Genomic DNA, 13,844 nt, shown 5'->3' with positions numbered 1-13,844 from the left:
GCCGTGGCCGGGAAAGCGAGGGCCGTGACGGGGAGGGTGAGGGCCGTGACCACGGACGCCGACTGGCACGTCTCCATGATGCGGCCCGTCACCCCCCGTACCCCCGACGGCTGCGAGGAGTGCCTGCGGCTCGGCGCGCCCTGGGAACAGCTGCGGCTCTGCCTGACCTGCGGCCATGTCGGCTGCTGCGACTCCTCCCCGCTACGGCATGCCCGCGCCCACGCCGCCTCCCTCGGCCATCCGCTCGTGGCGCCCCTGGAGCCCGGGGAGGACTGGCGCTGGTGCTACATGCACGAGGCGTTCGTCTGACACCCCGTACCGCCCTGCTGACGGATCAGCCGGACACCTCGGTCTCGTCCGAGGTCCACGCGGCGGCCTGGTCGCTGAGCGAGAGTCCGAGACCGGGACGGCTGGGGACGATCATGCGGCCGTCACGGAGTTCGAGACGCTCGTTGAACATCGGCTCCAGCCATTCGAAGTGCTCGACCCAGGTGGCGCGCGGATAGGCGGCGGCGAGATGGAGATGGATCTCCATGGCGAAGTGGGGGGCCATGCTCAGGCTCTTGTGGTCGGCGAGGGCCATGATCTGCAGGAACGGGGTGATGCCACCGACGCGTGGGGCGTCGGGCTGGATGAAGTCGGCGGCGCCGTTCATGATCAGGTCGGTGTGCTCGGCGACGCTGGTGAGCATCTCGCCCGTGGCGACCGGGGTGTCCAGGGCGGCGGCCAGCGCCGCGTGGCCCTCGGAGTCGTAGGCGTCGAGCGGCTCCTCGATCCAGGTGAGGTCGAACTCCTCCAGGGCGCGGCCCATCCGCGCGGCGACGGTCCGGTCCCACTGCTGGTTGGCGTCGACCATCAACGGCACGTCGTCACCGATGTGTTCCCGTACGGCCCGCACCCGGCGCAGATCCGTCCTGGTGTCCGGCTGCCCCACCTTTATCTTGATCCCGCCGATGCCGCGTGACAGGGAGAGGCTGGTGTTCTCCAGCACCTGCTCGACCGGCATGGAGAGATAGCCGCCCGAGGTGTTGTAGCAGCGGACGGAGTCGCGGTGCGCGCCCAGCAGTTTGGCCAGGGGCAGCCCCGCCCGGCGCGCCTTGAGGTCCCACAGCGCGATGTCGAAGGCGGCGATGGCCTGGGTGGTCAGACCGCTGCGGCCCATGGAGGCGCCGGCCCAGACCAGCTTCTGCCAGAGCCGGCCGGTGTCGCTGGGGTCCTCGCCGATCAGCTCGGGGGCTATCTCCTTGGCATGGGCGTACAGCCCCGGTCCGCCCGCCCGCTTGGAGTAGCCGAAGCCGATGCCCTCATGGCCGTCCTCGGTGGAGATACGAGCGAAGAGGAAAGCGATTTCGGTCAGCGGCTTCTGCCGGCCGGTGAGCACCTTCGCGTCGCTGATCGGGGCGTGCAGGGGCAGCCGTACGAGGGAGACGCGGACGGCGGATATCCGGTCGAGGGTCGCTTCGCCGGGCGCGCTGGCGAACGGTCCGGCAGCCGGGGAGGGCTGGGTGGCGGAGGTCATGACACGGCTCCTTCGAAAACGGTGATCCGGCTGGGCGGAGGAGTAACGGACTCAGAGGGTGTGCGGCACACTGCCGACGGCGACGTATCGGCGGTCACGACGGACCCTTCCGCTGCCGCGCGGGCTCCGGCGACGCGTACTCGGCGTCCGGGTGCGGGCGGCTGACCGGGCAGCTGAGGTGGTAGCCGCGCTCCGCGTAGTCGAACCCTTCGAGTTCGACATGGTCCCGGCCGTCGGACCGGGAGGCGTAGTAGGCACGGATCTCGGTGATCAGACCGCTGTCCGGATCAAAGGCGTACCACTCGTCGCCGCGCAGGTACCCATTCAGTTTGGTCTTGTAGTGCGTCCATTCGATGACGGCCTGATGCGAGGCGGGGTCGGTGATGAGCCGGTCGATGGTCCAGGCGGAGCCGATGGTCAGGGTCAGCCGCCGCCAGTTCTCGGCGATGGTACGGGCGCCGCGCCAGGGTCCGCCGATTCCCGGCGGAAAGTAGTGGACGGCGTCGGGGTGGAAGGTGCCGGCCATCTTCGCCACATCGGCCTCGTTGCACCCCTCGAAGTACGTACGGATCGTGGCCTCCATCCGTACGCGGCGGGCCGGCTCGTCGAGGTCCTTGAACGCCGTCTTCACGCGCGGGCCTTCTTCCACTGGCGGTACCGCTCCTTGGTCTTCTCGTCCGGCGGATACAACCCGCCCAGCAGGGCTTCGCCCTCGTGCACCCGCGTATGCAGATACGCCTCCAGTTCCTCCTGCTCCAGGGCCTCGTCGACGATCCCCGCCACGAGATGACGGGGTACGACGATGACTCCGTCCCGGTCGCCGACCAGCACGTCGCCCGGGTACACGGCTACCCCGGCGCAGCCGATGGGCACCTGGAGATCGGCGACATGGAAGCTGGTCAGCCGGGTGGTGGCGGTGGTGGCACGGGCGTACGTGGGGATCGGCAGGGTCTTGAGGACATGGCCGTCGCGGAACGCGCCGTCGGTGATGAAGGCGGTCGCCCCTCGGTGCAGCGCGCGGGTGACCAGCATGTCCCCGGCCGACGCCGCGGAGATGTCGCTCCGGCTGTCGATGACCATCGCCTGGCCCTCGCTCAGGCTCTCCACGCCCAGCCACTGGAGGTTGTCCTCGCCCGGCAGGCTTTCGAGGGTGTCTATGTCCTCGCGGGCCGGGATGAAGCGCATGGTGAACGCCTCGCCGACGAACCCGTCCAGATCGGGGTTGAGCGGGGCGACCCCGACCAGGAACTGCTGACGCAGACCGAGCGCGAAGAGGCGCGTGGCCAGGGTGGCGGTGCTGATACGGCGCAGTTTGGCGAGGACCTCCGGGTCCAGGGGGGTGAGTTCATGGGTGGTGGACATACAGGCTCCTCAGAACTTCGGGAGGGTGGGGCGCCGGCGAATCAGGAGCGGCGTCAGCCGTACCTCGGTGATGCGGGGTGAGTCACCCTTCGCACTCCCCCCTCCTCAGTCCCATTAAATGGGATAGAATCTCGCTCAATGGGCCCTATGAACGTAGCAACGGCACTGGGGGCCACACAAGTCCCAGTGACAGGGCGCACAATGGATCGGTAGTGTCAACGGCCGATACGACGCGCTCGACGCGTACGGGACGGACGACGGGAAAGGCCGAAGAGAACGATGAGCGAGGCAGTCACACCCGCGACAAGCGAGCGCGCGCCGGGCGACAGGGCGGCCGGCGCGCTGGACCGCGGACTGGCGATCCTCACCCATGTCGCGCAGACACGGGGCGCCTCGACCTCGGAGATCGCCCGGGCGCTCGGCCTGACGCGCAGCACGGCGTACCGCCTGGTCGACAGGTTGCAGGAACAGGGCTGGCTGGCCCATGACCCGGCCGCCGGGCAGTGGCAGTTGGGGTCCGCGGCGGTCCGCCTCGCGTCGGCGGCGGTCGCTTCGACCAACCTGCGCGACGCCGCCGCGCCCGCGCTGCGCAAGCTGGCCGACCTCACGCAGGAGACCGTCAGTCTCGGCGTTCCGAACGGTATGACGATGGTCTTCGTCCACCGTGAGCGCGGGACACGTCCCGCCGCCGTCACCGCGGAGCTCGGCGCGTCCCGCCCGCTGCACTCCACGTCCCTCGGACGCGCCTATCTCGCGGCGCTGCCGCAGCCGAAGCTGGAGGAGGCGCTCATCGAGCTGGTCCGTTCGCCGCTCTCGCCCGTGACGGCCGCCACGGTCTCGGAGCTGCACTCCGAGATCGAGCGCACCCGGGAGCGCGGCTGGTCGCAGGACCTGCGGGAGTTCGACGAGTCGAGCTGCTGCTGCGGCGCCGCTGTCTATGACCACACGGGCCTGCCGGTCGCCTGCATCAGCGTGGCGGGGGTGGCCGAACGGATGGAACCGCTCGTCCCCACCTACGGACCGGTGGTGGCGCAGGTCTGCCGGGAGCTGTCGGCGGATCTCGGCTATCTCCCGCCCGCGGGCTGACCCGCCCGCCGCCTCACCGGGCGGGGCTCCCGCTCGTCGCGGCCCGTACGGGATTGACCAGCCGGCCGATCCCTTCGACCTCCGACTCCAGGACGTCCCCGGGGCGCAGGGCGCGCGGCGGCTTCCTGAAGTCCCCGCAGCCCGCCGGGGTCCCGGTCAGCACGACATCCCCGGGCCGGAGCGTGAAATAGCGGGTGAGGTAGGCGATCAGCTCGGGGATCCGGAAGACCATGTCGGCGGTCGTACCGTCCTGCACCTTCTCGCCGTTCACCCAGGTACGGATGCCGAGCCGGTGCGGGTCCGGGATCTCGTCGGCGGTGACGACGACGGGCCCGAACGGACAGAAGGTGTCCAGGCCCTTCCCCCGCAGCCACTGGCCGTCGCGGGCCTGGAGATCGCGCGCGGAGATGTCGTTGGCGACGCTGTAGCCGAAGACATGGTCCAGCGCGTCCTGTTCCCGTACGCGGCGGGCCTCGGTGCCGATGATGACGGCGAGTTCGGTCTCCCAGTCGACACGCTGGGTCAGCTCCGGGTCGAAGACGACGGCCTCGCCGGTGCCTATGACGCTGGAGGAGAGCTTCGGGAACAGATACGGCTCGGCCGGCGGCTCCCAGCCCATCTCCTTGACGGTGTCGTGGTAGTTGAGGCCGACCCCGTGGAGTGTGGCGGGCCGGTAGGGCGCCAGAAGCGGGCCCTCGGAGGCGACGCCGTCCACCATGGGCGGCACTCCACCGCCCCGGCCGACGACATCGGCCAGAGACGAGTCCGGCGACGCCAGCCGCCAGGGGGCCTCGGGCGCGGCCCGGCCGACGAGCCGGGGCTGTCCCTGATGCGTGAGGGTGGCAAGGTGCATGGGCGTTCTCCCGGGTGTACTGCTCAGTGGGACGAGTTATCAGTGAGGGCGGTCTTCCGCGTCTGCGCGGGAGCAGCCTCGGGTGTGCCTTCGGTCCGGCCCTTTCCGTCTTCCTTTCTGCCTTCCGCGGGTGCGTCGGAGAGGAAGAACGCGCCCACGGCGGCGAGCGCGGAGAAAGCGGCCAGCGCGATAAGACCCCAGGCGGTGGATCCCGTTCTTTCCTCCACGAGACCGAATCCGTAAGGCGCCACGAAACCACCGAGATTGGCGAGGGAATTGATGAGTGCGATGCCCATTCCGACGGCCATCGGATGCAGCGTTCGCTGCACAATGGGCCAGAAGATCGGGCTGATGGACTTGAATCCCATGGCGGCCAGGCACAGCATCACCAGCGCGACCACCGGAGAGGTCACGGCCGCCGCGTACGATCCGACCGCCGCCAGGAGCAGCGTTCCGATCAGCAGGGCCTTCCTGCGCCCGGTGCGGTCGCCGATCCGGGCGAGGGTGAACATCGCGAAGATCGCGCAGATCCAGGGCAGCGAGGAGAGCAGCCCGACCGTCACATCGTTGGTTCCCTCGATGTCGCGGACGATGGACGGCAGCCAGAAGGTGTTCGCGTAGATCGACATCTGGACCGAGAAGTAGATGAAGATGAGCAGCCCGACCTTCGGGCTCCGCAGCACCGACCACAGTCCGGTACGTCGCGAACCGTGCGCCGCCGCGGCTTCAGCCTCGTCCGCCGCGATCGCGGTGACCAGGGCCTGACGCTCGGCGGCGCTCAGCCAACGGGCGTCGTCGATCTTCGAGTCGAGCCAGAAGTAGGCGAAGACACCGACGCAGGCGGAGAGCAGACCCTCGATCAGGAACATCCACTGCCAGCCCGCCAGCCCCCACGCCCCGTCCAGCGACAGCAGAGGTCCCGACAGCGGCCCGGAGAGCGAGAAGGCGACCAGAGCGCCCACCGCGTAGCGGGCGTTGGCACGGCCGCGGTGCGAGTTCGGCAGCCATTTGGTGAGGTAGTAGAGAACGGCCGGTACGAAGCCGGCCTCCGCGACCCCCAGCAGGAACCGCAGGAAGTAGAAGCTCCACTCGCCCTGGGCGAAGAGCATGCACGCCGACACGATGCCCCAGCTGACACAGATACGGGAGAGCCAGAGCTTCGCCCCGAATCGCTCCATCAGCATATTGCTGGGTATCTCGAACACCGTATAGGCGATAAAGAAGAGACCGGCACCGAGCCCATAGGCCGCCGCTCCGATCCCGAGGTCCGCTTCGAGATGGGACTGGGCGTAGCCGATATTGGAGCGGTTGAGCTGGTTGCACATCATCATGACCGCGAAGAGCGGGACGACGCGCCTCAGTATTTTGGCGGTGGCACTCCGAAGGTACTGCCCGGACGCGTCCGGGCTACTGGCGTGCAAAGTCATGTCTGCGGCCGCTTCTTCCGTCGTCAGTGACAGGAACCGATCGACCCGACATCCCTCAGTGTCCCACTGATTGGGATGCCGTACCGTTCATCGGTACGCGGTAACGTAAGTTCAGGGTTCCGGCCCTGTCAAGGCACTGTCACGCACGGCTCTGTCGCGTCGGTGAGGTTCCCGCCCCGGGTTGCCGTGTGCGCCGTGGCGCCGGAGCCTGTCAGAGCGGGCAAGGCGCGAATCTTCGAGGCAGGCTGTGAGGCAGGGGTCGATTTCATGACAGAGAGTGAGAGCCCGCGGTTCCGATACGCGCCGGTTGTGGTCCTGCCGGTGCAGGACGGGGAACCGCCCTTCCGGCTGGTGGAGATTCACGGCGAGCTGGCCGGCAAGGCGTTCTCGATCGAGGACGTCTTCGAGTACGCCTTCGCGTTGGGCCTGAAGGGCGCCGCCCTGGACGACCCGGAGATGGTCCGGTGGGTGGGCGGCGACCAGTACACCTGGAGCGTCCGGCACTGGAAGTGAGACGCGTCGCCGACGACGGCATGCCGCTGCCCGCCTCCCGGTGGACGGGGGCGGGCAGCGGCACACACCATGGCCGTTCTCGCCGTCACCGGCGGTCGCGGCCCAGGCACCCGGCCTGATCGATCACCTCACGGGTCAGCCCGCCGCCTTCTCGGCGAACTCCGTGGTGAAGGTCTTGCTCAGATCGACCGTGGCGTTCTGGAGATTGGGGTTGAACGCCTTCAGTACGCGCTCCACGGTCTCCGGGCCGTCGGCCGGCATGACACCGTCCGTGGTGAACATCGGCAGTGTGCTCTTGATCGCCCGCGCGTAGAGGTCCTTGCCGCCCTGCGCGTAGTCGGCGGGCATCTTCGCCGCGATCTCCTCCGGTGAGTGGGTCGACATCCACTTCAGGGTCTTCACGAACGCGTTGGCGAGCTTCTGCACCGTCTCCTTGTTGCTGTTGACCCAGTCGGTGTTCATATAGAGGCTGGAGGAGGGGTACGGACCGCCGAGCGCCGCCTTCGAGCCCTCGGGCGTCCGCATGTCGATGAGGACCTTGCCGAGCTTCTTGTCCAGGATCTGCGCGACCGTCGGATCGGTCGTCATGCCTCCGTCGATCGACCCCTGCTGAAGCGCCGATATGAAGGTCTGGCCCGCTCCCACGGCGACCGGGGTGAACTGCTCGGTCTGCACGCCGTCGTTGACCGCGAGGTACTTGGTGAGGAAGTCGGTGGACGAGCCGAGGCCGGTGACCCCGAGCTTCTTGCCCTTGAAGTCCTTCGGAGAGGTGATCGTGGCGGCCGCCTTGTTGGAGACGACCTCGACCTCGCCCGAGGCGTGCGAGAACTGCACGACGGACTCCACCTGCTTGCCCTTGACCTGCAGATCGAGCGTGTGGTCGTAGAAGCCGACGACACCCTGCACATCGCCGGAGACGAGCGAGGTGGTGGCCTGCACACCGGCCGGCTCGGTCAGCAGCTCCACCTCGACGCCCTCGTCCTTGAAGTAGCCGAGCTTCTGGGTGAGCATCGCGGGCAGATAGATGACCTTGTCCAGGCCGCCCACCATGATCTTGACCTTGCCGCCGGAGCCCGAGGTTGAGGAGTCGCTGCCACAGGCGGTGAGGGTGCCGAGGGCGAGGGTCGCGGCGAGGGCGGCCGCCGAGATCGTGAGATGTCTGCGCATGGTTCACGTCCTTGTGAAGAGGTGCTGGGAAAGGGTGGGGCTGGTGGGTGGAGCGGTGGTCAGCTGAGGGGTGGCTGGCTCAGGGTGGCGGGCTGAGGGGTGGCGGGACGGGCCGGGGAATCAGCGTTCGGTGCCCGGCTCGGCCGGCTTCCAGCGGAAGAGCCGTCTCTCCAGGAACGACAGGAGCCCTTCGGCGAGCAGTGCCACCACGGCGAGGATCACCATCGCCGCGTACACACCGGCCGCGTTGAACGTGCCCTGGGAGGCCGAGACCAGCAGACCGAGCCCCTTGGTCGCGCCGATGTACTCGCCGACGATCGCGCCGATCAGCGCGAAGCCGAAGCTGACATGCAGGCTGGTGAAGATCCACGAGGTGGCGGAGGGGATGACCACCTGGAGGGTGACCTGACGGTTGCTCGCGCCGAGGATCCGGGCGTTGGAGACCAGATTGCGGTCGACCTCCCGCGCGCCCTGGAACGCGTTGAAGAAGACGGGGAAGAAGACCAGCACGACGGCGGAGGCGACCTTCGAGGCCGGGCCGAGGCCGAACCAGATGAGGAAGATCGGGGCGAGGACGATCCGGGGCAGCGCGTTGAGCACCTTGATGTACGGGCCGAGCACCTCCGCGAGGAAGCGGATCCGGCCGAGCGCGATACCGAGCACCACACCGCCGGTCACCCCGATGACCCAGCCGAGGAGCGCTTCGTAGAGCGTGTACCAGATCTGCTCCCACAGGGAGCCCTGCGGAGTGCCGTGCACCGCCCACTGGCGCATCTGGTCCCAGATCTTGGACGGCATCGAGAAGTTGAAGGGATCGATGACGGCGGTTCTGGCCAGCCACTCCCACATCCCGATCAGCGCGATGAGAAGCAGCACCCGGCTGGAGTAGACGAGGATCCGGTGGTTGCGGGCGGCTCGCGCCCTGGCCTGCGTACGCTCCCCGCCGCCGCTCTTGAGGGCGGCCTCGGCGGTGGCGGACGGGACGGTGACGGTCTCAGGCGGCATCGGTCGCTCCCCGCTCGCGGGTGATCCGTACCTCTTCGCCGAGCGAGGACCAGATCTCCCGGTAGATCTCGATGAAGCGCGGTTCGAGCCGTACGGACTCGACCTTGCGGGGGCGCGGCAGGTCGATGGCGAAGACCTCCTTGACGGTCGCGGGTCCGGCCGTCATCACCACGACCTTGTCGGCGAGGGCGATCGACTCCTCCAGGTCGTGGGTGACGAAGACGACCGAGGCGCCCGTGCCTCCCCACAGCTCCAGCAGCTCGTCCGACATCAGTGCCCGGGTCTGCACATCGAGGGCCGAGAACGGCTCGTCCATGAGCAGGAGTTCGGGATCGTTGACGAAGGTCGCCGCGAGCGCGACGCGCTTGCGCTGGCCGCCGGAGAGCTGATGCGGATAGCGGTCCTCGAAGGAGGCGAGCCCGACCCGGGCCAGCCACTCCCGGGCCCGCTCCCTGGCCTCGCTCTTGGGCACGCCGCGGAAGCGGGGGCCCGCCATCACATTGGACAGCACGGTGCGCCAGGGGAAGACCGCGTCCTGCTGGAAGACGAATCCGATCTTGTCGCCGATGCCGCGTACCGGCTCACCGGCCACCAGCACCTCGCCCTCGGTGGGCTCCTCCAACCCGCTGACGAGGGTCAGCGTCGTCGATTTTCCGCATCCGGTGGGGCCGACCACCGCGACGAACTCGCCGCGTTCGACCGTCAGGTCCAGATCCCTGACGGCGGTGTGCAGCGCCCCCGACGGGGTCCGGAATGCCTTGCTCGTTCCCCGCAGTTCGATGGCGGGGCTCGTATGGCTGCTCATGGCCCGGGAGGCTAGGAGCGTCCCCGGCCGCGGCGGCAGTCTTGTGGGCGCAACCCGTCTTTCTGCGCGCATTCCGCGTTTTGCTCGTTCTGCTCACGCCGAAACCACAAAAGCGGAGCACGGGGGTGGGCAGCCGCGCGTTGTGGGCCTACGTTGCGTGCACAACGAAGTTAAAACCGGACCTGTCTGTTCCGGGCCGGGCCGACCGCCCGGAGAACGCGGGAGAGGGAGGGGGACGAGATGCGGTTGCGCTGGCCCAGACGCGTCGCTGCCCAGGTTCTGGTGGTGCAACTCGTCATCACCACGGGGGTGATGGTGCTCGCGACCGGGCTCTTTCTCGCCCCGCTCGGATCCGAGCTGGACGACGCGGCCACACTCCGGGCCCTCGCCATCGCCCAGACCACCGCCGCCGATCCGGACATCGCCCAGGGGCTGATCAGCACCTCCCCGAGCCCCGCCGGGCCGGTGCAGACCGAGGCGGAGCGGGTCCGCCGGGCCACCCGCGCGCTGTACGTCGTGGTGATGGACACCCATGGCGTGCGCTGGTCGCACACCACCTCCGGCGAGATCGGCAGGCATGTCTCCACCGACCCGAGCGCCGCGCTCTCCGGCCGGGAGATCCGGCAGATCGACAACGGCACCCTGGGCCGCTCGGCCCGCGCCAAGGTGCCGCTGTACGACAGCGACGGGCGGATCATCGGCGCGGTGTCGGTCGGCATCGCGTACGACAGTGTGCGCCAGCGGCTGATCGACACCATCCCCGGGCTGCTGCTCTGCGCGGGCGCGGCACTGGGCGCGGGCGCGCTGGCCGCGGTCGCGGTCTCGCGCCGACTGCGCCGGATCACGCACGGCGTCGCCTTCGCCGATATCTCGGCGCTGCTGGACGAGCGGGAGGCGATGCTGCACGGGGTACGGGAGGGCGTGGTCGCCTTCGACCGGGACGGCAGGATCCGGCTCGCCAACGACGAGGCGGTACGGCTGCTCGGGCTCGACGCGGACGCCACCGGCCGCGCCCTGGACGAGGTGCTCGCGCCGGGCCGTACGACCGATGTGCTGGCGGGACGGGTGGACGGGACGGATCTGCTGGCCGTCAGCGGCAGCCGGGTCCTGGTCGCCAACCGGATGCCGACGCGGGACGGCGGGGCCGTGGTGACACTCCGTGACCGTACCGAACTGGAGCTGCTCGGACGCGAGTTGGACAGCACCCAAGGGCTGCTCGACGCGCTGCGGGCACAGGACCATGAGCATGCCAACCGGCTGCACACCGTGCTCGGACTGCTCGAACTCGGCCGCCACGAAAGGGCGGTGGAGTTCGTCGCCGGGGTCGCCAGCGCGCACCGGGCCTCGGCGGAACAGATCGCCGAGCGGGTACGTGATCCACTGGTCTCCGCACTGCTCGTGGGCAAGACGGCGATCGCCGCCGAGCGCGGTGTGTCGCTGCGTATCTCGCCTGCCACGCTGCTGCCGCACCGGGTGGTCGATCCGCGCGATCTGGTGACCGTACTCGGCAATCTCATCGACAACGCGCTGGACGCCGCCGCCGAACGGAGGCTGACGGAGCCCCCCGCCGAAGCGCTCGGCGGACCGGCCGCCAAGCCCTCCGTGGAGCCCTTCGTAGAGGTCGAGCTGCGTGCCGAGAAGACCACAGCGGTGATCCGGGTCTCCGACACCGGTCCCGGAGTGCCGCCCGAGATGCGCGAGCGGGTCTTCGCGGAGGGCTGGTCCACGAAGCGGCCCGCCCCTCCCCCGCCCTCGGCCGATCCGTCCGATCCCGCGCCGGTCGCCTTCCGCCGGCGCAGGGGCATCGGGCTCGCTCTCGTACGCCGGCTCTCCGAGCGGTACGGCGGCATGGCCCGGGTGACCGCGCGCGCGGGCGGCGGCGCGGTCTTCACCGTCGTACTGCCCGAGGCGCTCGCCCCGGACGACCTCGCCGGGGACGGTGCCCCCGCGCGTCAGCTCACATCGGCAGGAGAGTCACGATGATCGATGTCCTCGTGGTGGACGACGACTTCCATATCGCCGAGATCAACGCCGCGTATGTGGCGCAGGTGCGCGGCTTCCGGGTCATCGGCCGTGCCCATACCGCCGCCCAGGCCCTGGCCACCCTGGAGCGCACCCATGTCGATCTCGTCCTGCTCGATCACTATCTGCCGGACGAGACGGGCCTGACGCTGGTGCGCCGTATGCGGCAGCTCGGCCACCACGCCGATGTGATCATGGTGACGGCCGCCCGTGACGTGGCCACGGTCCAGGCCGCGATGCGGTACGGCGCGCTCCAGTATCTGGTCAAGCCGTTCAGCTTCGCCGGGCTGCGGGCGAGACTCGACGGCTACGCCGCCATGCGCCGCACCCTCGACGGTGTCGGCGGACGCGGCGAGGCCGGCCAGGAGCAGGTGGACCGTATCTTCAGCGCCTTCAAGATCGCGGACGCCCCTCGCTCCGAACTCCCCAAGGGACACTCCGTGGCGACCGTCGCCCTCATCCGCCGCACCCTGGGCGAGGCCCAACACCCCCTCTCCGCCCATGAGGTCGCGGAACGCACCGGCGTCAGCCGCTCCACGGCCCAGCGCTATCTCAAGTACCTGGAGCGCGCCGGGCATATCAGCCTCACTCTGAAGTACGGCGACACGGGCCGCCCGGAGCACCGCTACGCGTGGGCGGCCGCGAACTGACCCCACCGGGCCCGTTTCCGGCAGCCCGCCACAGGCATGCGCGGGCGTGAGCAGAAAGAGCAGAAGAGCGATCTACGGGCGTTAGTCGCAGCGCTCTGGCTCCGGTTGAGGCCCGGTCCTAGCGTTCCGGTCGGCGCCGCGGCCAAGGACGCGGGCCTGGCCAAGACCGGCTTGTGCCGTGTCGCGGCCATCCGGACCCGACTTCGGGGAGACCTCGATGAAACGTACGGCTCGCGCCCTGACCGCTCTGGCCCTGACCGCCGTGCTCGCGGCGGCCGGGACCCTGACCAGCATGGCGGACAACAGTGACCACACCGCGGAGAATCTGGCCACATGGGCCGTCGCGCCGCAGAAGAAGGTGACCCCGCAGACGCCGGAACAGGACGAGTACAACAAGGCGAACGGCCGCCCGCTGCCGGCCGCGGAACTCCTCCAGCCCGCGCTCGACCCCGCCCTCGGGACGTACCGCCCCAAGCCGAAGAACTCGCTGCGCGGCGACTACCGGTGCGGGGCCTCCGACGTGCTCGCGGATCTCTCCAAGAAGTGGATCAAGGAGTTCCAGCAGCAGTACCCCCAGGTCCATATCTCCGTGAACCCGCCCTACGCGGGCAGCCTCGGCGCCCTGGAACTGATCAAGGGCAATCTCGACTGTGTCTTCGTCTCCCGCGAGCTGAAGCCGAGCGACATCGACGGCTTCCACGACGCCTTCGGCTACGACCCGCTGAGCATCCCCATCTCCGGCGGCAGCTACCGGCACTTCGGCTTCCTCGACTCCGTCGGATTCATCGTCAACAAGGACAATCCGATCGACAAGCTCTCCCTCGACCAGCTCGACGCCGCCCTCTCCACCACCCGCAACCGCGGCGGCGAGGCGGCCACCACCTGGGGAGACCTGGGCGCGACCGGGGAGTGGGCCGACAAGCCGATCCATATCGTCGGTCTCCAGCCCTGGAACGGATTCGAGGAGTTCGTACGCCAGCGGGTGCTGAACCACAACGGCGAACGGGGCGAGTGGCGCCCCGGCGCGGCCGACGGCTCCACCCCGGCCGACCCGGCGGTGCGCTGGGAGAAGACCGTCTTCAATATCGCCAAGGATGTCGAGGAGGACCCCTACGCCATCGGCTACACCGGCCTCGCCTATGTCGACCAGCCGGTGAAGGTCATCTCGCTGAGCGATCACGCCGGTGACCCGGCCTACGCGCCGACGTACGAGAACGTCGCGTCGGCCGCGTATCCGCTCAGCCGGCTCACGTACTTCAACGTCAACAAGCGTCCGGGGAAGCAGCTCGACCCGGTCATGGAGGAGCTGATCCGCTTCATCCTGAGCAAGCGGGGCCAGAGCGTGGTCGGCGGGCAGCAGGTCTTCCTGCCGCTGCGCTCCGGTCAGGCGAAGGCCGGGCTCGACGCGCTGAACGCCGCTCCCTGACCGCTCGCT

General features: G+C 69.2%; 14 protein-coding genes. 6 read left to right on the top strand and 8 right to left on the bottom strand.

All coding sequences use genetic code 11. From position 1 onward, the window contains the following. Nucleotides 1-75: 75 nt before the first annotated feature. Nucleotides 76-309 carry a UBP-type zinc finger domain-containing protein gene (locus IF11_RS0101260; RefSeq protein WP_078490301.1) on the top strand — a complete coding sequence of 78 codons (234 nt, stop codon included), beginning with the start codon at nt 76-78 and terminating at the stop codon, nt 307-309. A gap of 25 nt (nt 310-334) precedes the next feature. Here the strand turns inward: IF11_RS0101260 and IF11_RS0101255 are convergent, their stop codons facing one another. The 3 genes from IF11_RS0101255 to IF11_RS0101245 all read right to left on the bottom strand — a co-directional run bounded on the left by IF11_RS0101255 (nt 335) and on the right by IF11_RS0101245 (nt 2,881). Next, on the bottom strand, nt 335-1,519 hold the full coding sequence (locus IF11_RS0101255; RefSeq protein ID WP_030349473.1) for an L-talarate/galactarate dehydratase: 1,185 nt from the start codon (nt 1,517-1,519) through the stop codon (nt 335-337). A 94-nt stretch (nt 1,520-1,613) separates the two neighbouring features. Then, nucleotides 1,614-2,150 (bottom strand): nuclear transport factor 2 family protein, encoded by a 537-nt coding sequence (locus tag IF11_RS0101250; RefSeq protein ID WP_030349472.1) that lies wholly within the window; start codon nt 2,148-2,150, stop codon nt 1,614-1,616. Further along, nucleotides 2,147-2,881: an RraA family protein gene (locus IF11_RS0101245; RefSeq protein WP_030349471.1), complete on the bottom strand. Its 735-nt coding sequence runs from the start codon at nt 2,879-2,881 to the stop codon at nt 2,147-2,149. Before IF11_RS0101245 ends, IF11_RS0101250 begins: the two co-directional genes overlap by 4 nt. Before the next feature lie 279 nt (nt 2,882-3,160). Here IF11_RS0101245 and IF11_RS0101240 point away from each other — a divergent pair, with 279 nt between their 5' ends. Further along, the gene (locus IF11_RS0101240; RefSeq protein WP_037726685.1) at nt 3,161-3,967 is read left to right on the top strand and encodes an IclR family transcriptional regulator; all 807 of its coding nucleotides are present in this window, start codon (nt 3,161-3,163) and stop codon (nt 3,965-3,967) included. 13 nt (nt 3,968-3,980) lie between these two features. Here the strand turns inward: IF11_RS0101240 and IF11_RS36240 are convergent, their stop codons facing one another. Both IF11_RS36240 and IF11_RS0101230 read right to left on the bottom strand, forming a co-directional pair. Then, complete coding sequence (locus IF11_RS36240) at nt 3,981-4,820, bottom strand: fumarylacetoacetate hydrolase family protein (protein ID WP_030349469.1); 840 nt, start codon at nt 4,818-4,820, stop codon at nt 3,981-3,983. A 23-nt stretch (nt 4,821-4,843) separates the two neighbouring features. Then, the gene (locus tag IF11_RS0101230; protein WP_078490286.1) at nt 4,844-6,247 is read right to left on the bottom strand and encodes an MFS transporter; all 1,404 of its coding nucleotides are present in this window, start codon (nt 6,245-6,247) and stop codon (nt 4,844-4,846) included. A gap of 267 nt (nt 6,248-6,514) precedes the next feature. Between IF11_RS0101230 and IF11_RS0101225 the strand changes: the two genes are divergently transcribed. Further along, a complete protein-coding gene (locus IF11_RS0101225) occupies nt 6,515-6,760 on the top strand; it encodes a hypothetical protein (RefSeq protein WP_030349467.1) in 246 nt (81 codons plus the stop codon). A 135-nt stretch (nt 6,761-6,895) separates the two neighbouring features. Here the strand turns inward: IF11_RS0101225 and IF11_RS0101220 are convergent, their stop codons facing one another. The 3 genes from IF11_RS0101220 to IF11_RS0101210 all read right to left on the bottom strand — a co-directional run bounded on the left by IF11_RS0101220 (nt 6,896) and on the right by IF11_RS0101210 (nt 9,737). Further along, nucleotides 6,896-7,927 (bottom strand): ABC transporter substrate-binding protein, encoded by a 1,032-nt coding sequence (locus IF11_RS0101220; RefSeq protein ID WP_030349466.1) that lies wholly within the window; start codon nt 7,925-7,927, stop codon nt 6,896-6,898. 120 nt (nt 7,928-8,047) lie between these two features. Further along, entirely contained in the window at nt 8,048-8,932 is an 885-nt protein-coding gene (locus IF11_RS0101215; protein WP_030349465.1) for an ABC transporter permease, read from the bottom strand. Continuing rightward, a complete protein-coding gene (locus IF11_RS0101210) occupies nt 8,922-9,737 on the bottom strand; it encodes an ABC transporter ATP-binding protein (RefSeq protein WP_030349464.1) in 816 nt (271 codons plus the stop codon). The genes IF11_RS0101215 and IF11_RS0101210 overlap by 11 nt, the downstream gene beginning before the upstream one ends. 240 nt (nt 9,738-9,977) lie before the next feature. Between IF11_RS0101210 and IF11_RS0101205 the strand changes: the two genes are divergently transcribed. The 3 genes from IF11_RS0101205 (at nt 9,978) to IF11_RS0101195 (ending at nt 13,835) form a co-directional block, all read left to right on the top strand. Continuing rightward, entirely contained in the window at nt 9,978-11,720 is a 1,743-nt protein-coding gene (locus IF11_RS0101205; protein ID WP_030349463.1) for a sensor histidine kinase, read from the top strand. Next, on the top strand, nt 11,717-12,409 hold the full coding sequence (locus IF11_RS0101200) for a response regulator (RefSeq protein ID WP_030349462.1): 693 nt from the start codon (nt 11,717-11,719) through the stop codon (nt 12,407-12,409). Before IF11_RS0101205 ends, IF11_RS0101200 begins: the two co-directional genes overlap by 4 nt. 217 nt (nt 12,410-12,626) lie before the next feature. Next, nucleotides 12,627-13,835, top strand: a complete 1,209-nt coding sequence (locus tag IF11_RS0101195; RefSeq protein WP_030349461.1) for a PstS family phosphate ABC transporter substrate-binding protein — start codon at nt 12,627-12,629, stop codon at nt 13,833-13,835. Nucleotides 13,836-13,844: the final 9 nt, after the last annotated feature.

The organism is Streptomyces scopuliridis RB72, from assembly GCF_000718095.1.
Lineage (GTDB): Bacteria > Actinomycetota > Actinomycetes > Streptomycetales > Streptomycetaceae > Streptomyces > Streptomyces scopuliridis.
Note: the sequence above shows the minus strand (reverse complement) of the source record. Positions and strands in the feature narration are given on the sequence as shown.